Below are 23,861 nucleotides of genomic sequence, written 5' to 3' on the forward strand. Positions count from 1 at the left end.
CGCCGCATCCGGCAATAAGCAACGCGCACCGTGACAGTAATCTACCCCAGTGGTTTCGCCAGCACCGAACTATCCGCCGCTTGCTGGCGCTTATAGCGACCATACAGCAGCAACGATGACATCGCAGCAAACGAAAGCAGGGCGGCAGGCAGCGCCACGTAATTATATGCCAGCCCCAGCGTCAGCATCATACCTCCGCAATATGCGCCGACGGCGCTACCGAGGTTAAACGCTATTTGCCCACCTGCGGCACCTAATAACTCTCCGCCTTTGGCATTTTGTAGTAACAATATTTGTAGCGGTGCTGAAAGGGCAAATAATCCCGCGCAACAAATAAAAGCAAAAATAAGCGACGTTGTTTTCATGCCGCCGCAGAAAAAGAGCATCAGCAGTGCCAGTACAATTATAAAGTCAGTCACTGCTGCAATGCGCAGTGGTGAATAACGTCCTGAAATCCTGCCACTTAGCATATTTCCCAGCACCATCCCTAGCCCAACTAACATCATAATAAAGGTCATCGCCGTTTCCGAAAAACCGGAAATAAACATCATGTATGGCTTTACGTAGCTGAACCAGGCAAACACACCTGCGTTGCCAAACATCGTGGCGGCGAAAATTAACCACGGGGCCGGGCTGCGCAAAAAGTGAAATTGTTCGCGCAGATTTCCTTTCGCCTCGTCGCGAATATCTGGCACCCAAAAATAGACCGATGCCATCACCGCAATATTAAAAACAGCGATCAATAAAAAGGTGTAACGCCAGCTAAATTCCTGACTTAAATACGTTCCCAGCGGAATGCCCAGCAAATTGGCGACTGTCATCCCGGAAACCATCCCCGCCACGGCGGCGGTGACTTTTCCGGGTTTGATAATTTTTGATAACACGATCGCTCCGACGCCAAAAAATGCGCCATGCGGAAAGCCGGATACCAGCCGACCAATGGCGAGCATCAGGTAAGACGAAGAGAGCGTGAACATGGCGTTGCCAATGACGCACAACGCCACCAGAAACAACAAGATATGTTTGAGTGAGTAGCGGCTGGAAAAGAGTGCGATGATTGGCGCACCGACCACCACCCCCAGTGCATAATACGAGATCATATGCCCGGCGGCAGGAATCGAAATTCCTACGTTATGCGCCAGCTCCGTGAGCACGCCCATAATGCCAAATTCGGCCATCCCCAAACCAAACGTGCCCAGAGCCAAAGATAAAATGACTTTTTTCATACCACCATCACAACCACCAGAACGGCTACCAATCACCGTAGCCAATAAAGTGATAGCTTGCAGGATAACGACCAGCAAGGCCAAGAGATAATTCGCCCCTCTGTATTCATTATCCTGCTGAATAGTTATTTCACTGCAAACGTACTTTCCAGTTTGCTGTAGCCCAGGCCGTTGATCTTTTTCACTTTGATCTGCACCGGAATACGCTCTTTCATCGCTTCTACGTGGCTAATCACACCGATGGTTTTGCCACTGGCGTTCAGGGCATCCAGCGCATCAAGGGCGGTATCCAGCGTTTCGCTATCCAGCGTGCCAAAACCTTCATCAAGGAACAGCGAGTCAATACGTGTTTTATGGCTGACCAGATCCGAAAGCGCCAGCGCCAGCGCCAGACTAACGAGGAAACTTTCGCCGCCGGAAAGGGTACGGGTATCGCGTACCGCATCTGCCTGCCAGGTATCAACAACCTCGACTTCCAGCGCCTCGCTGGCTTTGCGCTGTAACAGATAGCGCCCGTGCAGCCGGGTAAGTTGCTGATTAGCGAGATGGACTAAATTATCCAGCGTCAGCCCCTGGGCAAACTTGCGGAATTTATCGCCCTCTTTGGAACCTATTAGCGAATTCAGATATCCCCAGTCCTCAACCTGCTGCGTCATTTGAGCAATTTGCTGCATTAAGGTTTGTTGTTGCTGACGGTTATCTGCATCCTGCTTCAGCTGCTGGCGAATCTCGCCTTGACTCGTGGTGTTTTCACGCAACTTTTGGTGAGTTTGCGCTAACTCTTGCTGAATCTGCTCCACCGTCACAGTGAGAGCCAACCCGTCAGGTCGGTGTTGTTGATGCTGTGCCAGCGTTTCTGCTGTCTGAGTGACCAGAGTTTGCGCCTGACGGCGCTGGTTTTCCAGATTCTGCTTGAGCTGTTCCAGCTGCGTTAGTGTTTGTTCATCCATTAGCGCCGCAAGGAACGCCTGCTGATCGTCAAAGACGCTGGCCTGTAGCGCGGTGTCAAACTGCGCCTGGGCTTTTTGCAGACTTTGCGCCGCCAGAACATCCTGTTGCTGTAACGTCTGCTGCTGGCTGTGTAATGCGAGACATTGTTCATGTACCTGCCGCCAGTTTTCCAATACCACAGTTTCTTCGCAGTGCGGGAGTTCATCACTTTGCGGCAACGTTTCCAGAATCGGCATCAGCTGCTGAATACGGTTTTGCAGCGCGGTTAATTCGTTCTGGCGTTGCTGCCAGCTCTGCGCTTCTTGCTGACGTGTCGCCAACCAGCTCTCTTCTTCATCTTCCTGTGGCAATGTCAGTGCATAACCCGCCAATGCCGTTAAGAGCTGCTGCTGGCGTTGTTCAATTTGCTGTTGATACTGGATAATTTGCTGATTATGCGCGGCAATCTGCCCTTGTAATTCATGTCGTTGGCTGAGTAACCGCAGCTGGCGTTCGTGCTCATCTTGTGCATCTAGCCACGGTTGAATATCGTCCTGTGGCTGCAAGGTGATATTGAGGCTGGCCGTGACGGCTTGCCATTGTTGAGTAAGTGCTTGCTCATCTTGTCGGAGGCTTTGCGCTTCGTTTTCATCACGCTGAAGCTGCTTTGTTAAGGCGTCCAGTTGCCCACGTAGCGTCGCACCTTCTTCACCGAGCTTTTTAACTTCGTTTTCCAGCGCAAGTAATCGAGACTGATTAACACCAGGCTCCAGCGCCTGATACGCCTCGACCGCCGGGTGGCTGGTGGAACCACAAAGTGGGCAAGGCTGACCCGCCTGTAACTGCGCGCGCTGGGCTTCCAGCGTTTTAATGCGCGCTTCCTGCTCGCAAATGGTTTTCACATCGGCAAGTTGCTGCGTCTTTTCTTTATAACGCTGGCGCATTTCGTTAAGTGCGGCATTACGTTGCGTCTGTTCCAGAGTGACATTCTGGATAGCGACCTGTAACTGCGCCAGACGTTTTTGTTGGGGAACAATCTGCCCATGCAGCGCGACCAGGCGCTGACGCAGTGGGCGTTGCTCAGCATGTTGCGCCAGGGCGGTAGCAACTTCATCGGCGGTTAACGTCAACGTGATCGCCGCAAGCGCATTAAGTTTTTGCTCAGCATGGGTTAACTGTTGCTGCCATTGCCGCAGATGCTCGCGATCGCTGGTTTGTTGGGAGAACTGCGCACGCCAATCCGCCAGTTCGTTGTTCCACTGACGGAAGCGGTCGTGTTCCTGTAACCAGGTATTCAGGCTTTGTTGCTGCTGCTGTAATTCTGCTGACTGCTTCGCCGCGTGGTGGCGAATGCTCGCGCGAAGCGCCATTGTGCTCTGTAAGCGAGTATTTACTTCTTCAATCTGCTGGCGAATATGCGCCAGCGCCGCGCTGTGTTCTGCGATGCGTTCCCAGTGTGGACGAAGATTTCGTGCCGGTTGTGCCAGACTAAGCGCCGCCAGTTGAGGTTGCGCTTTTTCTTCTTCGGCTAACGCCTGTTGCAAGGCCTGCTGACGGCGGCTGGCTTCTTGCTGCAATTCGTCCTGACGCGTTAACCAGTTTAGCGATTGTTGTTCTTGCTGCTGCGCGGTAATTAACTGTTTTTCTTCGTCAGTAAGTACCTGCAAACTCGCTGTCAGCGATTGCACTTGTTCCGGCGTGAGCAACGTGACGCCGCTGGCCTGCGCTTGCAGCTTCTCCAGCTCTGTGCGGGCCGATTTGTGCTGCTCAAAAACCATCGCCGAGATTTGCCCGTAGATTTCAGTGCCGGTTAACTCCTCGAGCAATTCCGCGCGTTCTTTGGGTTTGGCATTCAGGAAGGCAGCAAATTGCCCCTGCGAAAGCAGCATCGAACGGGTGAAGCGCCCGTAATCCAGCCCGGTTAACGTCGCTGTCAGTTCCAGCTTATCTTTCACTTTGTCGGCGAGAATTTTGCCGTCGGCGCAGCGCGCCAGCTCTACGCGTGGCACCTGCAAATTACCGTCCGGCTGGTTACGCGCCCGATTCTGGCTCCAGAACGCGCGATACGCTTCACCTTTCACTTCAAACTCCACCTCCGCCAGACATTCAGCGGTATCGCGGGTCATGAGATCATTTTGCGATTGTGAAACGTTAGAGAGGCGCGGAGTTTCGTGATACAGCGCCAGACAAATGGCGTCCAGCAGGGTGGTTTTCCCCGCACCGGTTGGGCCGGTAATGGCAAACAGCCCGTTGCTGGCGAACGGCTCGCGGGTGAAATCAATCTTCCATTCGCCTTTTAATGAGTTCAGGTTTTTCAGGCGCAGGCTGAGAATTTTCATGCTTCGTGTTCTCCGGCGAGGCTATGCAACGTCGTGGCGAAAAGATGCTGCAGACGTTGCTGCTGCGATTCATCCAGTTCTTCCAGTGCCAGACGGCGATTGAACACCTCTTCGACGCTGAGTTCGCTGAGGGTTTCACGCTGTTGGCTGGCTAACACACGCTCGCGCTGTTCACGACTCCGACGTACCAGCAATACTTCGACAGGCAATGATTCGGTTAATGCCTGGATTTTGCGCTGAATATCATGCAGATACTCATCAGTAGTGATTTCGATATCCAGCCAGACAGGTGGCTCCTGCGATACATCGCGCCACTGTTCCAGCTGTGCGGTAATCGACGCCAGATCGCCTTTCAGCACTGCCATGGGTTGCGTTACCGGTACGTTCAGGTTTTCCACGCTCTCTAATTTGCCGTTTGAAAATGTCACCAGATGGACATATTTACTCTTACCACATTCATCAAAACTCAGTGGAATGGGGGAGCCGCAATAGCGAACATGTTCCATGCCGCCAATAATCTGTGCGCGGTGAATATGCCCGAGCGCGATGTAGTCGGCTGGTGGAAAGTTTTGTGCCGGAAACGCGTCCAGCGTGCCAATATAAATGTCACGCACGGCGTCACTTTTACTGGCCCCCACGGTCGTTAAATGTCCCGTGGCGATGATGGGCAGAGGCTGATCGCCGCGCAGTTTGCAGGCATCGGCATAGTGTTGTTGGTAATAATCGGTAATCGCTGCCAGTAAATGCTGCTGTTTTTCAATACCGTTAAGCCCCGCCTGGCTGGTAATAATGTCACGCGGACGTAAAAACGGAATGGGGCACAGCACTGCGCCTGGCGTCCCGTCGCGACGAGGCAAGATTTGCGGCGCATGTCCGGCGCTGGCGACCACGGTAGTATTGAGGAACGCCATGATATCGCGCGATTCATTCAGCGTGGCGACCGAGTCATGGTTTCCTGCCAGTACCACCAGATGACAGCCAGTTTGCTGTAAATTGACAACAAAACGGTTGTATAACGTGCGGGCGTAACTGGGCGGCGAGCCGGTATCGAAAACATCACCGGCAACAATAATCGCATCCACCTGATGGGTTTGTGCTGTCTCCAGCAGCCAGTCAAGAAAAGCCTGATGTTCAGCTTCGCGGCTTTTACTGTAGAAGTTCTGGCCGAGATGCCAGTCTGAGGTGTGAAGGATGCGCATAACGGTTCCCTGGCGAAAAAGCATGGGCGCGATTATACCCAAACAGATGTGCCATTTGCTTTTTTCTGCGCCACGGAAATCAATAACCTGAAGATATGTGCGACGAGCTTTTCATAAATCTGTCATAAATCTGACGCATAATGACGTCGCATTAATGATCGCAACCTATTTATTACAACAGGGCAAATCATGGCGAGACGTATTCTGGTCGTAGAAGATGAAGCTCCAATTCGCGAAATGGTCTGCTTCGTGCTCGAACAAAATGGCTTTCAGCCGGTCGAAGCGGAAGATTATGACAGTGCTGTGAATCAACTGAATGAACCCTGGCCGGATTTAATTCTCCTTGACTGGATGTTACCTGGCGGCTCCGGTATCCAGTTCATCAAACACCTCAAGCGCGAGTCGATGACCCGGGATATTCCAGTGGTGATGTTGACCGCCAGAGGGGAAGAAGAAGATCGCGTGCGCGGCCTTGAAACCGGCGCGGATGACTATATCACCAAGCCGTTTTCGCCGAAGGAGCTGGTGGCGCGAATCAAAGCGGTAATGCGCCGTATTTCGCCAATGGCGGTGGAAGAGGTGATTGAGATGCAGGGATTAAGTCTCGACCCGACATCTCACCGAGTGATGGCGGGCGAAGAGCCGCTGGAGATGGGGCCGACAGAATTTAAACTGCTGCACTTTTTTATGACGCATCCTGAGCGCGTGTACAGCCGCGAGCAGCTGTTAAACCACGTCTGGGGAACTAACGTGTATGTGGAAGACCGCACGGTCGATGTCCACATTCGTCGCCTGCGTAAAGCACTGGAGCCCGGCGGGCATGACCGCATGGTGCAGACCGTGCGCGGTACAGGATATCGTTTTTCAACCCGCTTTTAACGCCTTGCTCATCGGACGCAGAGCAGGGCTTATGATTTCTTAACTGGAGTATCTTACGTGCTGGAACGGCTGTCGTGGAAAAGGCTGGTGCTGGAGCTGCTACTTTGCTGCCTCCCGGCTTTCATCCTGGGTGCATTTTTTGGTTACCTGCCCTGGTTTTTGCTGGCATCGGTAACAGGACTGCTTATCTGGCATTTCTGGAATTTATTGCGCCTTTCATGGTGGCTGTGGGTGGATCGCAGTATGACCCCGCCACCGGGGCGTGGTAGCTGGGAACCGCTACTATACGGCTTACACCAGATGCAGCTGCGAAATAAAAAACGCCGCCGTGAACTGGGCAATCTGATTAAACGCTTTCGTAGCGGCGCGGAGTCGCTGCCCGACGCGGTGGTGCTGACCACGGAAGAGGGCGGTATTTTCTGGTGTAACGGTCTGGCGCAACAAATTCTTGGTTTGCGCTGGCCGGAAGATAACGGGCAGAACATCCTTAACCTACTGCGTTACCCGGAGTTTACGCAATATCTGAAAACGCGTGATTTTTCTCGCCCGCTCAATCTGGTGCTCAACACCGGGCGGCATCTGGAAATTCGCGTCATGCCTTATACCCACAAACAGTTGCTGATGGTGGCGCGTGATGTCACGCAAATGCATCAACTGGAAGGGGCGCGGCGTAACTTTTTTGCCAACGTGAGCCATGAGTTACGTACGCCATTGACCGTGTTACAGGGTTACCTGGAGATGATGAATGAGCAGCCGCTGGAAGGCGCGGTACGCGAAAAAGCGTTGCACACCATGCGCGAGCAGACCCAGCGGATGGAAGGACTGGTGAAGCAATTGCTGACGCTGTCGAAAATAGAAGCCGCACCGACGCATTTGCTCAATGAAAAGGTTGATGTGCCGATGATGCTGCGCGTTGTTGAGCGCGAGGCTCAGACTCTGAGTCAGAAAAAACAGACATTTACCTTTGAGATAGATAACGGCCTCAAGGTGTCTGGCAACGAAGATCAGCTACGCAGTGCGATTTCGAACCTGGTCTATAACGCCGTGAATCATACGCCGGAAGGCACGCATATCACCGTACGCTGGCAGCGAGTGCCGCACGGTGCCGAATTTAGCGTTGAAGATAACGGACCGGGCATTGCACCGGAGCATATTCCGCGCCTGACCGAGCGTTTTTATCGCGTTGATAAAGCGCGTTCCCGGCAAACCGGCGGTAGCGGATTAGGGTTAGCGATCGTGAAACATGCTGTGAATCATCACGAAAGTCGCCTGAATATTGAGAGTACAGTAGGAAAAGGAACACGTTTCAGTTTTGTTATCCCGGAACGTTTAATTGCCAAAAACAGCGATTAATCCGCCTTTGTCATCTTTTATTGCCATAAGCCAGTCGATGCTGGCTTATTTTCTTTGCAGTCAAAATACGGGCGTTAGATTTTACAACGGTTGGTGATTTTTTGTTCGCATGATTAGCCATGTCTTTTTCACGGAAATAGTGTTTTATACTGGTTGGTGATTTCTTATCGCTATATACCTCTGGTTTTTAGATCCCTCCTTGCTTTAAAACGTTATAAGCGTTTAAATTGCGCTTCAGGTGCTGTCATACTGACTGCATTAACGCGGTAAATCGAAAAACTATTCTTCGCCGCGCCTGGTTGGGAGTATTTCCCGCTAAAATTGTTTAAATATACCGCTGTATCATCCCCAGGGATTGGCACAAAAATTTAACGTTACAACACCACATCCACAGGCAGTATGATTTATGACCCATCAATTAAGATCGCGCGATATCATCGCTCTGGGCTTTATGACATTTGCGTTGTTCGTCGGCGCAGGTAACATTATTTTCCCTCCAATGGTCGGCTTACAGGCAGGCGAACACGTCTGGACTGCGGCATTCGGCTTCCTCATTACTGCCGTTGGCCTGCCGGTATTAACGGTAGTGGCGCTGGCAAAAGTTGGCGGCGGTGTTGACAGCCTCAGCACGCCAATCGGTAAAGTCGCTGGCGTACTGCTGGCAACGGTTTGTTACCTGGCGGTGGGGCCGCTTTTCGCTACGCCGCGTACAGCTACCGTTTCCTTTGAAGTGGGGATTGCGCCGCTGACGGGTGATTCCGCGCTGCCGCTGTTTATCTACAGCCTGGTCTATTTCGCTATCGTTATTCTGGTTTCGCTCTATCCGGGCAAGCTGCTGGATACCGTGGGCAACTTCCTTGCGCCGCTGAAAATTATCGCGCTGGTCATCCTGTCTGTTGCCGCTATTGTCTGGCCGGCGGGTTCTATCAGCACGGCGACTGAGGCTTATCAAAACGCTGCGTTTTCTAACGGCTTCGTTAACGGCTATCTGACCATGGATACGCTGGGCGCAATGGTGTTTGGTATCGTTATTGTTAACGCGGCGCGTTCTCGTGGCGTTACCGAAGCGCGTCTGCTGACCCGTTATACCGTCTGGGCTGGCCTGATGGCGGGTGTTGGTCTGACTCTGCTGTACCTGGCGCTGTTCCGTCTGGGGTCAGACAGCGCGTCGCTGGTCGATCAGTCTGCAAACGGCGCTGCTATTCTGCATGCTTACGTTCAGCACACCTTTGGCGGCGGCGGTAGCTTCCTGCTGGCGGCGTTAATCTTCATCGCCTGCCTGGTAACGGCAGTTGGCCTGACCTGTGCTTGTGCAGAATTCTTTGCCCAGTACGTACCGCTCTCTTATCGTACGCTGGTGTTTATCCTCGGCGGCTTCTCGATGGTGGTTTCTAACCTCGGCTTAAGCCAGCTGATCCAGATCTCCGTACCGGTGCTGACCGCTATTTATCCGCCGTGTATCGCACTGGTTGTATTAAGTTTTACACGCTCATGGTGGCATAATTCGTCCCGCGTGATTGCTCCGCCGATGTTTATCAGCCTGCTTTTTGGTATTCTCGACGGGATCAAAGCATCTGCATTCAGCGATATCTTACCGTCCTGGGCGCAGCGTTTACCGCTGGCCGAACAAGGTCTGGCGTGGTTAATGCCAACAGTGGTGATGGTGGTTCTGGCCATTATCTGGGATCGCGCGGCAGGTCGTCAGGTGACCTCCAGCGCTCACTAAATCACTGAACATTTGTTTTAACCACGGGGCTGCGATGCCCCGTGGTTTTTTATTGTGTTGATGGGTTAGGAATTGATGGAAAGTAAGAACAAGCTAAAGCGTGGGCTAAGTACCCGCCACATACGCTTTATGGCACTGGGTTCAGCAATTGGCACCGGGCTGTTTTACGGTTCGGCAGACGCCATCAAAATGGCCGGTCCGAGCGTGTTGTTGGCCTATATTATCGGTGGTATCGCGGCGTATATCATTATGCGTGCGCTGGGGGAAATGTCGGTACATAACCCGGCCGCCAGCTCTTTCTCGCGTTATGCGCAGGAAAACCTCGGCCCGCTGGCAGGTTACATTACCGGCTGGACCTACTGCTTTGAAATCCTTATTGTCGCCATCGCCGATGTGACCGCTTTTGGTATCTATATGGGTGTCTGGTTCCCGACGGTGCCGCATTGGATTTGGGTACTGAGCGTGGTGCTGATCATTTGCGCCGTAAACCTGATGAGCGTGAAGGTATTCGGTGAGCTGGAATTCTGGTTCTCGTTCTTTAAAGTCGCCACCATCATCATCATGATTGTCGCCGGTTTCGGCATCATCATCTGGGGGATTGGCAACGGCGGGCAACCGACCGGTATTCATAACCTGTGGAGCAACGGCGGCTTCTTCAGTAACGGCTGGCTTGGCATGGTAATGTCGTTGCAAATGGTGATGTTTGCTTACGGTGGGATCGAAATTATCGGGATTACCGCCGGTGAAGCGAAAGATCCTGAGAAATCGATACCGCGTGCGATTAACTCCGTGCCGATGCGTATTCTGGTGTTCTACGTCGGTACGCTGTTCGTCATTATGTCTATCTACCCGTGGAATCAGGTTGGCACTGCCGGTAGCCCGTTCGTGCTGACGTTCCAGCATATGGGCATTACCTTTGCCGCCAGCATTCTTAACTTTGTTGTGCTGACTGCTTCGCTGTCGGCAATTAACAGTGATGTATTTGGCGTAGGCCGTATGCTCCACGGTATGGCAGAGCAGGGCAGCGCGCCGAAAATTTTCAGCAAAACGTCGCGTCGCGGTATTCCGTGGGTTACGGTGCTGGTGATGACTACCGCGCTGCTGTTTGCGGTGTATCTGAACTACATCATGCCGGAAAACGTCTTCCTGGTGATCGCTTCGCTGGCAACCTTCGCCACGGTGTGGGTGTGGATTATGATCCTGCTGTCGCAAATTGCCTTCCGTCGCCGTTTGCCGCCAGAAGAAGTTAAGGCGCTGAAATTTAAAGTGCCGGGTGGGGTAGCAACGACCATCGGCGGGCTGATTTTCCTGCTCTTTATTATCGGGTTGATTGGTTATCACCCGGATACGCGTATCTCGCTGTATGTCGGTTTCGCGTGGATTGTTGTGCTGTTGATTGGCTGGATGTTTAAACGCCGCCACGATCGTCAGCTGGCTGAAAACCAGTAATCCTTGCGTTCTGTAAGCCGGTTCAGGAGGAAATCCTGATCCGGCTATTCCGAAAGTTATCCGCCCCCGTCCTCCTCCCCCAAATATCCTTCAGATGATGAGTGATCCTGCATTAGGCTATGGCAAGGTGATCAGATTTTCATCACAGGGGAATTATGATGTTAAATGCATGGCACCTGCCGGTGCCCCCATTTGTTAAACAAAGCAAAGATCAACTGCTCATTACACTGTGGCTGACGGGCGAAGACCCACCGCAGCGCATTATGCTGCGTACAGAACACGATAACGAAGAAATGTCAGTACCGATGCATAAGCAGCGCAGTCAGCCGCAGCCAGGCGTCACCGCATGGCGGGCGGCGATCGATCTCTCCAGCGGACAACCCCGGCGGCGTTATAGTTTCAAATTGCTTTGGCACGATCGCCAGCGTTGGTTTACACCGCAGGGCTTCAGCCGAATGCCGCCGGCACGACTGGAGCAGTTTGCCGTTGATGTACCGGATATCGGCCCACAATGGGCTGCGGATCAGATTTTTTATCAGATCTTCCCTGATCGTTTCGCCCGTAGTCTTCCTCGTGAAGCTGAACAGGATCATGTCTATTACCATCACGCAGCCGGACAAGAGATCATATTGCGTGACTGGGATGAACCGGTCACGGCGCAGGCGGGCGGATCAACGTTCTATGGCGGCGATCTGGACGGGATAAGCGAAAAACTGCCGTATCTGAAAAAACTTGGCGTGACGGCGCTGTATCTCAATCCGGTGTTTAAAGCTCCCAGCGTACATAAATACGATACCGAGGATTATCGCCATGTCGATCCGCAGTTTGGCGGTGATGGGGCGTTGCTGCGTTTGCGACACAATACGCAGCAGCTGGGAATGTGGCTGGTGCTGGACGGCGTGTTTAACCACAGTGGCGATTCCCATGCCTGGTTTGACAGGCATAATCGTGGCACGGGTGGTGCTTGTCACAACCCCGAATCGCCCTGGCGCGACTGGTACTCGTTTAGTGATGATGGCACGGCGCTCGACTGGCTTGGCTATGCCAGCTTGCCGAAGCTGGATTATCAGTCGGAAAGTCTGGTGAATGAAATTTATCGCGGGGAAGACAGTATTGTCCGCCACTGGCTGAAAGCGCCGTGGAATATGGACGGCTGGCGGCTGGATGTGGTGCATATGCTGGGGGAGGCGGGTGGGGCGCGCAATAATATGCAGCACGTTGCCGGGATCACCGAAGCGGCGAAAGAAACCCAGCCGGAAGCGTATATTGTCGGCGAACATTTTGGCGATGCACGGCAATGGTTACAGGCCGATGTGGAAGATGCCGCCATGAACTATCGTGGCTTCACATTCCCGTTGTGGGGATTTCTTGCCAATACCGATATCTCTTACGATCCGCAGCAAATTGATGCCCAAACCTGTATGGCCTGGATGGATAATTACCGCGCAGGGCTTTCTCATCAACAACAATTACGTATGTTTAATCAGCTCGACAGCCACGATACTGCGCGATTTAAAACGCTGCTCGGTCGGGATATTGCGCGCCTGCCGCTGGCGGTGGTCTGGCTGTTCACCTGGCCTGGTGTACCGTGCATTTATTACGGTGATGAAGTAGGACTGGATGGCAAAAACGATCCGTTTTGCCGTAAAACGTTCCCCTGGCAGGTGGAAAAGCAGGATACGGCGTTATTCGCGCTGTACCAGCGAATGATTGCGCTGCGTAAGAAAAGTCAGGCGCTACGTCATGGCGGCTGTCAGGTGCTGTATGCGGAAGATAACGTGGTGGTATTTGTCCGCGTGCTGAATCAGCAACGTGTACTGGTGGCAATCAACCGTGGCGAGGCCTGTGAAGTGGTGCTACCCGCGTCACCGTTTCTCAATGCCGTGCAATGGCAATGCAAAGAAGGGCATGGGCAACTGACTGACGGGATTCTGGCTTTGCCTGCCATTTCGGCTACGGTATGGATGAACTAACGTTTTATAACGCCTTGCGTGACGCCTGCGCCATCATCCGCGGATAAAACTGCCAGAAGCGGGTTTCGAGGGCGTCATAATGAGCGTCTAAATCGTACCAGGAGTCACGCAGGGCATCCAGACGTGGGCGGCGGCTTGCCATGCCGTTTAACACGTTCTGGATGAAATCCATATCGCGATAGCGCACCAGCCACTGCTCTGACCACAAGTAATTGTTCAGATTGATAAAACGTGGCGGTGAGTCCGGCAAAATCGTCATCACTTGCTCGCGGGCATAACAGACAAATTCCTGTAGCGGAAAGTCCGGCGACAGCTGCGACCAGTGGCGGGAAAGAAAGTGATCCCACATGACATCCAGCGTAATAGGCGCAACGCGGCGCGTTTCACTACGAAACCACTCCCGTGCTTCGCGGACTTCCGGCAGATTGTCAGTCAATACGTCGATACGTCGATGCATATGAATGCCAGCCACGACGTCGGGCGGAAAACTTTCTTCAGGATTTCCGCGTACGAAATCAGCCAGTAAATTGCCGGAAAGCGAGCTTTCCGCGAGATGGGCTAAATGCAGGTGAGCTAAAAAATTCATCGATTATATTCTATCCAAAAGGGGGTAAAGGTTGCAGGGAGAGCGCCCCGGCACTAGACTACCCGCCTCTTATTTTAGTCTGAGTCAGTGTCATGCGCGTTACCGATTTCTCCTTTGAATTGCCCGAATCCCTGATTGCCCACTATCCCATGCCTGAACGCAGTAGCTGTCGTTTACTGTCGCTGGACGGGCCGACGGGCGCGCTGACGCACGGTACTTTCACCGATTTACTTGATAAGCTCAACCCCGGCGATCTTCTGGTTTTTAATAATACCCGCGTGATCCCGGCGCGCCTGTTTGGGCGTAAAGCCAGCGGCGGCAAGATTGAAGTGCTGGTTGAACGGATGCTCGACGACAAACGCATTCTTGCGCATATTCGCGCCTCGAAAGCGCCAAAACCTGGCGCAGAACTGCTGCTGGGCGATGACGAAAGTATTAACGCAACAATGACCGCGCGCCACGGCGCACTGTTTGAAGTCGAATTTAATGATGAACGCTCGGTGCTGGATATTCTCAACAGCATCGGCCATATGCCGCTGCCGCCGTATATCGACCGTCCGGACGAAGACGCTGACCGCGAACTTTATCAAACCGTTTATAGCGAAAAACCGGGCGCGGTTGCAGCCCCGACCGCAGGTCTGCATTTTGACGAGCCTTTGCTGGAAAAATTGCGCGCCAAAGGCGTGGAGATGGCGTTTGTGACGTTGCACGTTGGTGCGGGCACCTTCCAGCCGGTGCGCGTCGACACCATTGAAGATCACATCATGCACTCGGAATACGCTGAAGTACCGCAGGATGTGGTAGACGCGGTACTGGCGGCGAAAGCGCGCGGTAACCGGGTGATTGCGGTTGGCACCACTTCAGTACGTTCGCTGGAAAGCGCGGCTCAGGCAGCGAAAAACGATCTCATTGAACCGTTCTTCGACGATACCCAAATCTTTATCTATCCGGGCTTCCAGTACAAAGTGGTCGATGCGCTGGTGACGAACTTCCACTTGCCAGAGTCGACGCTGATTATGCTGGTTTCGGCCTTTGCCGGTTATCAACACACCATGAACGCCTATAAAGCAGCGGTAGAAGAGAAATATCGCTTTTTTAGTTACGGTGATGCGATGTTTATCACGTACAATCCGCAGGCAATTAATGAGCGCGTCGGGGAGTAATTCCGCGGCGCTGGTTTAAAACGTTGGACTGTTTTTCTGACGTAGTGGAGAAAAAATGAAATTTGAACTGGACACCACCGACGGTCGCGCACGCCGTGGCCGCCTGGTCTTTGATCGTGGCGTAGTGGAAACGCCTTGTTTTATGCCTGTTGGCACCTACGGCACCGTAAAAGGGATGACGCCGGAAGAAGTTGAAGCCACTGGCGCGCAAATTATCCTCGGCAACACCTTCCACCTGTGGCTGCGCCCGGGCCAGGAAATCATGAAACTGCACGGCGATCTGCACGATTTTATGCAGTGGAAGGGGCCGATCCTCACCGACTCCGGCGGCTTCCAGGTCTTCAGCCTTGGCGATATTCGTAAAATCACCGAACAGGGCGTGCACTTCCGTAACCCGATCAACGGCGATCCGATTTTCCTCGATCCTGAAAAATCAATGGAGATTCAGTACGATCTTGGTTCGGATATCGTCATGATCTTTGATGAGTGTACGCCGTATCCTGCTGACTGGGATTACGCAAAACGCTCCATGGAGATGTCTCTGCGTTGGGCGAAGCGTAGCCGTGAGCGTTTTGACAGTCTCGGAAACAAAAATGCGCTGTTTGGTATCATTCAGGGCAGCGTTTACGAAGATTTACGTGATATTTCTGTTAAAGGTCTGGTAGATATCGGTTTTGATGGCTACGCTGTCGGCGGTCTGGCTGTGGGTGAGCCGAAAGCAGATATGCACCGCATTCTGGAGCATGTATGCCCGCAAATTCCGGCAGACAAACCGCGTTACCTGATGGGCGTTGGTAAACCAGAAGACCTGGTTGAAGGCGTACGTCGTGGTATCGATATGTTTGACTGCGTAATGCCAACCCGCAACGCCCGAAATGGTCATTTGTTCGTGACCGATGGCGTGGTGAAAATCCGCAATGCGAAGTATAAGAGCGATACTGGCCCACTCGATCCTGAGTGTGATTGCTACACCTGTCGCAATTATTCACGCGCTTACTTGCATCATCTTGACCGTTGCAACGAAATATTAGGCGCGCGACTCAACACCATTCATAACCTTCGTTACTACCAGCGTTTGATGGCGGGTTTACGCAAGGCTATTGAAGAGGGTAAATTAGAGAGCTTCGTAACTGATTTTTACCAGCGTCAGGGGCGAGAAGTACCACCTTTGAACGTTGATTAATATTAATAATGAGGGAAATTTAATGAGCTTTTTTATTTCTGATGCGGTAGCGGCAACGGGTGCACCGGCGCAAGGTAGCCCGATGTCTTTGATTTTGATGCTGGTGGTATTCGGTCTGATTTTCTATTTCATGATCCTGCGTCCACAGCAGAAGCGCACCAAAGAACACAAAAAGCTGATGGACTCCATTGCCAAAGGTGATGAAGTTCTGACGAACGGTGGCCTGGTTGGTCGCGTAACCAAAGTAGCGGAAAACGGCTACATTGCTATCGCGCTGAATGACACCACTGAAGTAGTTATTAAACGTGACTTCGTAGCTGCCGTCCTGCCGAAAGGCACCATGAAGGCGCTGTAATTAAAATTTTTCCCTAAGGGAATTGCCGTGTTAAACCGTTATCCTTTGTGGAAGTACGTCATGCTGATCGTGGTGATTGTCATCGGTCTGCTGTATGCGCTTCCCAACCTGTTTGGTGAGGATCCGGCTGTTCAGATCACTGGTGCGCGCGGAGTCGCCGCCAGTGAGCAAACGCTGATCCAGGTCCAGAAAACGTTACAAGAAGAAAAAATAACTGCTAAGTCTGTGGCACTGGAAGAGGGCGCTATTCTTGCGCGCTTCGACTCCACTGACACCCAGTTGCGCGCTCGTGAAGCATTAATGGGCGTTATGGGTGACAAATACGTCGTGGCGCTTAACCTTGCCCCGGCAACGCCGCGCTGGCTGGCAGCTATTCACGCTGAGCCGATGAAGCTCGGCCTTGACCTGCGTGGCGGCGTTCACTTCCTGATGGAAGTGGATATGGACACCGCGCTTGGCAAACTCCAGGAACAAAATATCGATAGCCTACGCAGTGACCTGCGCGAAAAGGGCATCCCGTATACCACTGTTCGTAAAGAAAACAACTACGGCCTGAGCATCACTTTCCGCGATGCTAAAGCTCGTGATGAAGCCATTGCGTATCTGAGCAAGCGCCATCCGGACCTGGTGATTAGCAGCCAGGGCAGCAACCAGCTGCGTGCGGTAATGAGCGATGCTCGTCTGAGTGAAGCGCGTGAATATGCGGTGCAGCAGAACATTAATATCCTGCGTAACCGTGTAAACCAACTTGGCGTGGCGGAGCCGGTGGTTCAGCGTCAGGGTGCTGACCGTATCGTTGTTGAACTGCCAGGTATTCAGGACACTGCGCGTGCGAAAGAGATTCTGGGTGCGACGGCAACGCTGGAATTCCGTCTGGTAAACACCAACGTTGACCAGGCCGCTGCGGCATCCGGTCGCGTACCGGGCGACTCTGAAGTGAAACAGACCCGCGAAGGTCAGCCAGTTGTGCTGTACAAACGCGTAATTCTGACCGGTGACCATATCACCGACTCCACTTCCAGCCAGGACGAATACAACCAACCGCAGGTTAACATCTCGCTCGATAGCGCTGGTGGTAACATCATGTCTAACTTCACTAAGGACAACATCGGCAAACCGATGGCAACCCTGTTTGTGGAGTACAAAGACAGCGGTAAGAAAGATGCAAATGGTCGTGCGGTTCTGGTGAAACAGGAAGAGGTGATTAACATCGCCAACATCCAGTCTCGTCTGGGTAACAGCTTCCGTATCACCGGCATCAACAACCCGAACGAAGCCCGTCAGCTGTCACTGCTGCTGCGTGCCGGTGCGTTGATCGCGCCGATTCAGATTGTTGAAGAACGTACCATTGGCCCAACCCTGGGTATGCAGAACATTGAACAGGGGCTGGAGGCTTGCCTTGCCGGTCTGCTGGTTTCTATTCTGTTCATGATCATCTTCTATAAGAAGTTTGGTCTGATTGCGACCAGTGCTCTGATTGCCAACTTGATCTTAATCGTCGGCATTATGTCGCTGTTGCCAGGCGCAACGCTGAGTATGCCAGGTATCGCGGGTATCGTCTTAACCCTTGCGGTGGCGGTCGATGCGAACGTACTGATCAACGAACGTATTAAAGAAGAGTTGAGCAACGGACGTACTGTTCAACAGGCAATTGATGAAGGTTATCGTGGCGCATTCAGTTCTATCTTCGATGCGAACATCACCACGCTGATTAAAGTCATCATCCTGTACGCAGTGGGTACCGGGGCAATTAAAGGGTTCGCGATTACTACCGGTATCGGTGTGGCGACGTCGATGTTTACCGCGATTGTCGGTACGCGTGCCATCGTAAACCTGCTATATGGCGGCAAGCGCGTCAAGAAGCTGTCAATCTGAGGAGTGCGATGTGGCACAGGAATATACTGTTGAACAACTAAACCACGGCCGTAAAGTCTATGACTTTATGCGCTGGGACTACTGGGCTTTCGGCATCTCTGGTCTGCTGTTAATCGCTGCTATCGTTATTATGGGCGTGCGCGGCTTTAACTGGGGGCTGGATTTCACCGGTGGTACGGTTATTGAAATTACGCTCGAAAAACCGGCTGAAATTGACGTAATGCGTGATGCATTGCAAAAAGCCGGTTTTGAAGAGCCGATGCTGCAAAACTTTGGTAGCAGCCATGACATCATGGTCCGTATGCCGCCTGCTGAAGGCGAAACCGGCGGTCAGGTGTTGGGCAGCCAGGTTCTGAAGGTGATTAACGAATCCACCAATCAGAATGCAGCAGTGAAGCGTATTGAGTTCGTCGGTCCGAGCGTGGGGGCAGACCTTGCGCAAACCGGTGCGATGGCGTTGATGGCAGCGCTGCTGTCTATCCTCGTGTACGTAGGTTTCCGCTTTGAGTGGCGACTGGCGGCAGGGGTGGTTATTGCGCTGGCGCACGACGTTATCATTACGCTGGGTATTTTGTCGTTATTCCATATCGAGATTGACCTGACCATTGTGGCATCGTTGATGTCGGTTATCGGTTACTCGCTTAACGACAGTATCGTGGTATCGGACCGTATTCGTGAAAACTTCCGCAAGATCCGTCGCGGTACGCCTTACGAAATCTTTAACGTGTCCTTGACCCAGACGCTGCACCGTACCTTGATCACATCCGGTACTACCTTGATGGTTATCCTGATGCTGTACCTCTTCGGTGGTCCGGTACTGGAAGGCTTCTCGCTGACCATGCTTATCGGTGTTTCCATCGGTACTGCATCTTCCATCTATGTGGCATCTGCGTTGGCTCTGAAACTGGGTATGAAGCGCGAACACATGTTGCAGCAGAAAGTGGAAAAAGAAGGGGCGGATCAGCCGTCAATTCTGCCGTAATCAAGTTCCCGTTGATGTTGAAAATCCCGGTCAGAAGATCGGGATTTTTTTGATGTATGGAGATTGCGAAAATCCCCGCATCTTGGGAAACTGCGCGTAACCCTACATTTCATCCAGGTAACTTTTCATGGCTATCATCCCAAAAAACTATGCGCGGTTAGAAAGCGGCTATCGCGAAAAAGCATTAAAAATCTATCCGTGGGTCTGCGGTCGCTGTTCCCGCGAGTTTGTTTATTCCAACCTGCGTGAACTTACCGTTCACCACATTGATCACGACCATACCAATAACCCGGAAGATGGCAGTAACTGGGAATTGTTGTGTCTCTATTGCCACGATCATGAGCATTCGAAATATACCGAAGCGGATCAGTATGGTACGACCGTTATCGCAGGGGAAGATGCGCAGAAAGATGTCGGTGAAGCGAAGTACAACCCATTCGCTGACCTGAAAGCGATGATGAACAAGAAGAAGTGATTAAAACGTAAAATTGCCTGATGCGCTACGCTTATCAGGCCTACGTTATTTCAGCAATATATTGAATTTACGTGCTTTTGTTGGCCGGACAAAGCGTTTACGCCGCATCCGGCATGAACAAAGCACACGTTGTTAACAATCAGAAATGCCGGGAATAAATCCCGGCATTTTCATAATCAGAAGTTGTAACCTACTACCAGGTAACCACCCCAGCCGGTAGAGCGAACGTTGAAGTTGCCGTTGCCGAAGTTCAGTTCTGCATCGTCGTTCCACTGACCACCGTCGTGCCAGTAACGAGCTACGACAGAGTAGTGCCAGTGATCGTAGTTCAGAGCCAGAATATGGCTGGAAGCGATAGAGTTATTAGTACGGGTCTTAATACCGTTGATTGCGTTACCGCTGTCATCCCCTAAATCGGAACCCCAGTCGAAGTTGGTGAAGCCGATGTAGCTCAGCTGACCGCCCCACAGATCGGTAATCGGCACAAAGTATTTAATTTTGAAACGGTAACCGTCCCACTCGTTTTCGTTCGCTGCGCCATAGTTCTGCCACTGGTATTTCGCATAGACGTTCATGGACAGGCTCATCGGCAGGCCAGTGTCGATATCGGTACCCAGACCCATGTACCAGGTGCTCTGGCGACCATCTTTATTACGACCCATGTCGTAAATGTAGTTGTTCGCGAAGTACCACTCTTTGAACGGACCGAAGCTAAGGTCAGTATTGGTCAGCTTGTCGATGGAGAAACGTGGTTCGATTTCCATAAACAGCGGAGAACCGTGGTTCCAGATACCTTTTGCATCGGAGTTACCGCCGAAGAATACCGGCGCATCCGCATAACCATAGAAGTCGAACCAGTCTTTTTTAGCGAATGCTTCGTACTCAAGGTAGGTATCGTTGCGGATCTGCGGTCCGAAACGGGTGTGATAGCTTCCGACAACGTTAACGCTCTGGTGCCACCAGTCGGAAAGATACTGCGGTTTGTCGTTTTCAGCTGCGTTGACAGTAAAAGACGAAGAGAGCGCCAGTACCGCACCGGCTGCCAGTAATGTTTTTTTCATATGTATGCCACTGTTTGAAAATCCCTTGCGGGAGTGAAAAAGGCGCAAATTGCGTTTCTAAATATTTCGTATACAGAGGAGCCTATTATAAAAATCATTGCTCACAAAAATATGTTTCGTTTCACAGTTCTATCATTTACGTAATCGATTGCGTTCACGTTTACACACATTCGGGCAGGGATTGTACTGACTTTCACCCTTGTTGCAAACTTTTACTATCAATCTGGGTGATGTAAGCGGAGTAACAAAATGACGGGGAAAGATGTTGCGGGACGCACAAAATTGCCCCGCAATACGTTTAATGCATAACAGGTTGAATGTCGTGGATACGTACAAAGCCTAATTGATCCACAGAAATCCCCTTTAACTGTAACGGAATATCAACATCGCTGGGGGCAAGGACGCTGGCAGGGGCATTAATCAATTGATTCTGCACATTGATTTCCTGAAAGTTGTCTATTGTTCCCTGAATTTGCCCATATTCAACAGTTCCGCTGAATGCGGGCAAGGGATCATTCGACTCGCCCTGAATACGTAGCGTCAGGGTGGTGCCATCTGTATCAGGCGTAATATTCACCAGCGACATACGTAAAGTACCGATCTGGCTTTCCAGTCTTGCCGGTGTTTTCGCTCCAGGCAGAAGGTAAACCCCACTGCTGGATTTTGCATTCAGCCTGTTTTGCTGAGTGATTTTGACTGTTTCTTGATTGAGTTGCGTCATCTCCTGGTTCAGCGTGCTGACGCTGTGTTTCATCTGTCGCACTTCACTTTGCTGCACACAGGCGCTAAGGCTGAACAGGCTTCCCAGCAGGAGCAGTCGAAAAACGTTAGTATTCATAGGTCGTCCCTTTCTCGTCGCAATTAGCCTAATGGTAGAGGGTAAAAGCAGCGAAAGCATCGATCCTTTATCTCAAAAGCGTTGCGCCTTTGTTGTATCGTCAGTTCAGGGTAAAATAGATTTCCGTTAACCACCTGGTCAGGACGCCGTATGCATTGCCCATTCTGTTTCGCCGTGGACACTAAGGTAATTGACTCTCGTCTCGTGGGCGAGGGTTCATCCGTACGCCGCCGTCGGCAGTGTCTGGTGTGTAATGAACGTTTCACCACCTTTGAAGTGGCGGAGCTGGTTATGCCGCGTGTTGTAAAAAGCAACGACGTGCGTGAACCGTTTAATGAAGAGAAATTGCGTAGCGGAATGCTGCGGGCGCTGGAAAAACGTCCGGTGAGTTCCGATGACGTCGAAATGGCAATCAATCATATTAAATCGCAGCTGCGCGCCACCGGTGAGCGCGAAGTGCCGAGCAAGATGATTGGCAATCTGGTGATGGAGCAATTGAAAAAGCTCGATAAAGTCGCCTATATCCGTTTTGCCTCTGTCTACCGCAGTTTCGAAGATATCAAAGAATTTGGCGAAGAGATCGCGCGCCTGGAGGACTAAGCCGTGCAGGACGAGTATTACATGGCGCGGGCGCTAAAGCTGGCGCAACGAGGACGTTTTACCACGCATCCCAACCCGAATGTCGGGTGCGTCATTGTCAAAGATGGCGAAATTGTCGGTGAAGGTTACCACCAACGTGCGGGTGAACCACATGCCGAAGTACACGCGTTGCGTATGGCGGGTGAAAAAGCCAAAGGTGCGACCGCCTATGTCACACTCGAACCCTGTAGCCATCATGGTCGTACGCCACCGTGCTGTGACGCACTCATCGCCGCTGGCGTAGCGCGCGTGGTTGCCTCGATGCAGGATCCTAACCCGCAGGTCGCTGGGCGTGGACTTTACCGTCTGCAACAGGCTGGCATTGACGTCAGCCACGGCCTGATGATGAGTGAAGCCGAGCAATTGAATAAAGGCTTTCTCAAGCGGATGCGTACCGGCTTTCCTTATATTCAGTTAAAACTTGGCGCATCGCTTGATGGTCGCACGGCGATGGCGAGCGGCGAAAGCCAGTGGATCACTTCGCCCCAGGCGCGGCGTGATGTACAACTACTGCGCGCGCAAAGTCATGCCATTTTAACCAGCAGCGCCACGGTGCTGGCGGATGATCCTGCCTTAACGGTGCGTTGGTCTGAACTGGATGAACAAACTCAGGCGCTCTATCCGCAACAAAATCTCCGTCAGCCGATACGTATTGTGATTGATAGCCAAAATCGCGTGACGCCGGTACATCGCATTGTGCAGCAGCCCGGCGAAACCTGGTTCGCGCGTACGCAGGAAGATTCTCGTGAGTGGCCGGAAACGGTGCGTACCTTGCTGATTCCAGCGCATAAAGGTCATCTGGATCTGGTTGTACTGATGATGCAACTGGGTAAACAGCAAATTAACAGCATCTGGGTGGAAGCGGGGCCAACGCTCGCTGGCGCATTGCTGCAGGCGGGTTTAGTCGATGAGCTGATTGTCTATATCGCACCTAAACTATTAGGCAGCGACGCCCGTGGATTATGCTCGCTGCCAGGGCTTGAGAAATTAGCCGACGCCCCCCAATTTAAATTCAAAGAGATACGTCATGTAGGCCCGGATGTTTGCCTGCATTTAGTAGGTGCATGATCTCCCGGCTCGAAAGGGAAGCAGCGCACGAAATATTATGCTAAAATCCGCCCCCCTGCGGGGCCATACTCGAACCCGAAGGAAGAAAATGAACATTATTGAAGCTAACGTTGCTACCCCGGACGCTCGCGTCGCCATCACCATCGCGCGTTTCAACAACTTTATCAATGACAGCCTGCTGGAAGGTGCAATTGACGCACTGAAACGTATCGGTCAGGTAAAAGATGAAAACATTACCGTTGTTTGGGTGCCTGGTGCCTATGAGCTGCCGCTGGCGGCGGGTGCACTGGCTAAAACCGGTAAATACGACGCGGTGATTGCGCTGGGTACGGTTATTCGTGGTGGCACTGCCCACTTTGAATATGTCGCTGGTGGTGCAAGCAACGGCCTGGCGCATGTTGCCCAGGACAGCGAAATTCCGGTTGCTTTTGGGGTTCTGACCACTGAAAGCATTGAACAAGCGATCGAACGTGCTGGCACCAAAGCTGGCAACAAAGGTGCAGAAGCTGCACTGACCGCGCTTGAAATGATTAATGTATTGAAAGCCATCAAGGCCTGAAAT

20 protein-coding genes are annotated in these 23,861 nt (G+C 52.2%); 14 read left to right on the forward strand and 6 right to left on the reverse strand.

All coding sequences use genetic code 11. The features are described 5' to 3' along the window. Positions 1 to 41: 41 nt before the first annotated feature. From araJ to sbcD, 3 genes are all read right to left on the reverse strand, one after another. Entirely contained in the window at positions 42 to 1,226 is a 1,185-nt protein-coding gene (gene araJ, locus K0778_RS13450) for an MFS transporter AraJ (protein ID WP_032083479.1), read from the reverse strand. Positions 1,227 to 1,351: 125 nt separating this feature from the next. Continuing rightward, complete coding sequence (gene sbcC / locus K0778_RS13455; RefSeq protein ID WP_063084645.1) at positions 1,352 to 4,495, reverse strand: exonuclease subunit SbcC; 3,144 nt, start codon at positions 4,493 to 4,495, stop codon at positions 1,352 to 1,354. Next, complete coding sequence (gene sbcD / locus K0778_RS13460; protein ID WP_001221318.1) at positions 4,492 to 5,694, reverse strand: exonuclease subunit SbcD; 1,203 nt, start codon at positions 5,692 to 5,694, stop codon at positions 4,492 to 4,494. Before sbcD ends, sbcC begins: the two co-directional genes overlap by 4 nt. 189 nt (positions 5,695 to 5,883) lie before the next feature. On the opposite strand from sbcD, the gene phoB reads away from it, so the two are divergent. The 5 genes from phoB (at position 5,884) to malZ (ending at position 13,074) form a co-directional block, all read left to right on the forward strand. Further along, positions 5,884 to 6,573, forward strand: a complete 690-nt coding sequence (gene phoB, locus K0778_RS13465) for a phosphate response regulator transcription factor PhoB (RefSeq protein WP_000113933.1) — start codon at positions 5,884 to 5,886, stop codon at positions 6,571 to 6,573. 57 nt (positions 6,574 to 6,630) lie between these two features. Continuing rightward, the gene (gene phoR / locus K0778_RS13470; RefSeq protein ID WP_000893623.1) at positions 6,631 to 7,926 is read left to right on the forward strand and encodes a phosphate regulon sensor histidine kinase PhoR; all 1,296 of its coding nucleotides are present in this window, start codon (positions 6,631 to 6,633) and stop codon (positions 7,924 to 7,926) included. Positions 7,927 to 8,332: 406 nt separating this feature from the next. Next, complete coding sequence (gene brnQ / locus K0778_RS13475; protein WP_000149639.1) at positions 8,333 to 9,652, forward strand: branched-chain amino acid transporter carrier protein BrnQ; 1,320 nt, start codon at positions 8,333 to 8,335, stop codon at positions 9,650 to 9,652. A gap of 75 nt (positions 9,653 to 9,727) precedes the next feature. Next, entirely contained in the window at positions 9,728 to 11,101 is a 1,374-nt protein-coding gene (proY, locus tag K0778_RS13480) for a proline-specific permease ProY (protein ID WP_001295329.1), read from the forward strand. 155 nt (positions 11,102 to 11,256) lie between these two features. After that, on the forward strand, positions 11,257 to 13,074 hold the full coding sequence (gene malZ, locus K0778_RS13485) for a maltodextrin glucosidase (protein ID WP_063084644.1): 1,818 nt from the start codon (positions 11,257 to 11,259) through the stop codon (positions 13,072 to 13,074). 4 nt (positions 13,075 to 13,078) lie between these two features. Here the strand turns inward: malZ and acpH are convergent, their stop codons facing one another. Beyond that, positions 13,079 to 13,660, reverse strand: coding sequence for an ACP phosphodiesterase (acpH, locus tag K0778_RS13490; RefSeq protein ID WP_001009885.1), 582 nt, complete (start codon positions 13,658 to 13,660; stop codon positions 13,079 to 13,081). A 92-nt stretch (positions 13,661 to 13,752) separates the two neighbouring features. Here acpH and queA point away from each other — a divergent pair, with 92 nt between their 5' ends. From queA to yajD, 6 genes are all read left to right on the forward strand, one after another. Continuing rightward, complete coding sequence (gene queA, locus K0778_RS13495) at positions 13,753 to 14,823, forward strand: tRNA preQ1(34) S-adenosylmethionine ribosyltransferase-isomerase QueA (protein WP_001266503.1); 1,071 nt, start codon at positions 13,753 to 13,755, stop codon at positions 14,821 to 14,823. Between the two features lie 55 nt (positions 14,824 to 14,878). After that, positions 14,879 to 16,006 (forward strand): tRNA guanosine(34) transglycosylase Tgt, encoded by a 1,128-nt coding sequence (gene tgt, locus K0778_RS13500; RefSeq protein WP_000667319.1) that lies wholly within the window; start codon positions 14,879 to 14,881, stop codon positions 16,004 to 16,006. A gap of 22 nt (positions 16,007 to 16,028) precedes the next feature. Continuing rightward, positions 16,029 to 16,361 carry a preprotein translocase subunit YajC gene (gene yajC / locus K0778_RS13505; protein WP_000007629.1) on the forward strand — a complete coding sequence of 111 codons (333 nt, stop codon included), beginning with the start codon at positions 16,029 to 16,031 and terminating at the stop codon, positions 16,359 to 16,361. Between the two features lie 27 nt (positions 16,362 to 16,388). Then, positions 16,389 to 18,236, forward strand: a complete 1,848-nt coding sequence (gene secD / locus K0778_RS13510; RefSeq protein ID WP_000934822.1) for a protein translocase subunit SecD — start codon at positions 16,389 to 16,391, stop codon at positions 18,234 to 18,236. Between the two features lie 10 nt (positions 18,237 to 18,246). Next, a complete protein-coding gene (secF, locus tag K0778_RS13515) occupies positions 18,247 to 19,218 on the forward strand; it encodes a protein translocase subunit SecF (protein ID WP_000046637.1) in 972 nt (323 codons plus the stop codon). Between the two features lie 127 nt (positions 19,219 to 19,345). After that, positions 19,346 to 19,693 (forward strand): HNH nuclease YajD, encoded by a 348-nt coding sequence (yajD, locus tag K0778_RS13520; RefSeq protein WP_000974813.1) that lies wholly within the window; start codon positions 19,346 to 19,348, stop codon positions 19,691 to 19,693. A 176-nt stretch (positions 19,694 to 19,869) separates the two neighbouring features. Here the strand turns inward: yajD and tsx are convergent, their stop codons facing one another. Beyond that, a complete protein-coding gene (gene tsx, locus K0778_RS13525) occupies positions 19,870 to 20,754 on the reverse strand; it encodes a nucleoside-specific channel-forming protein Tsx (protein ID WP_001295328.1) in 885 nt (294 codons plus the stop codon). A 298-nt stretch (positions 20,755 to 21,052) separates the two neighbouring features. Beyond that, complete coding sequence (locus K0778_RS13530; RefSeq protein ID WP_001301329.1) at positions 21,053 to 21,592, reverse strand: DUF3251 domain-containing protein; 540 nt, start codon at positions 21,590 to 21,592, stop codon at positions 21,053 to 21,055. A gap of 150 nt (positions 21,593 to 21,742) precedes the next feature. On the opposite strand from K0778_RS13530, the gene nrdR reads away from it, so the two are divergent. The 3 genes from nrdR to ribE all read left to right on the forward strand — a co-directional run bounded on the left by nrdR (position 21,743) and on the right by ribE (position 23,858). Beyond that, positions 21,743 to 22,192, forward strand: coding sequence for a transcriptional regulator NrdR (nrdR, locus tag K0778_RS13535; RefSeq protein ID WP_000543535.1), 450 nt, complete (start codon positions 21,743 to 21,745; stop codon positions 22,190 to 22,192). A gap of 3 nt (positions 22,193 to 22,195) precedes the next feature. Further along, complete coding sequence (gene ribD, locus K0778_RS13540; protein ID WP_001150456.1) at positions 22,196 to 23,299, forward strand: bifunctional diaminohydroxyphosphoribosylaminopyrimidine deaminase/5-amino-6-(5-phosphoribosylamino)uracil reductase RibD; 1,104 nt, start codon at positions 22,196 to 22,198, stop codon at positions 23,297 to 23,299. 88 nt (positions 23,300 to 23,387) lie between these two features. After that, the gene (gene ribE / locus K0778_RS13545) at positions 23,388 to 23,858 is read left to right on the forward strand and encodes a 6,7-dimethyl-8-ribityllumazine synthase (RefSeq protein WP_001021161.1); all 471 of its coding nucleotides are present in this window, start codon (positions 23,388 to 23,390) and stop codon (positions 23,856 to 23,858) included. Positions 23,859 to 23,861: the final 3 nt, after the last annotated feature.

It is taken from the genome of Escherichia sp. XD33, from assembly GCF_019375075.1.
GTDB lineage: Bacteria > Pseudomonadota > Gammaproteobacteria > Enterobacterales > Enterobacteriaceae > Enterobacter > Enterobacter flexneri_A.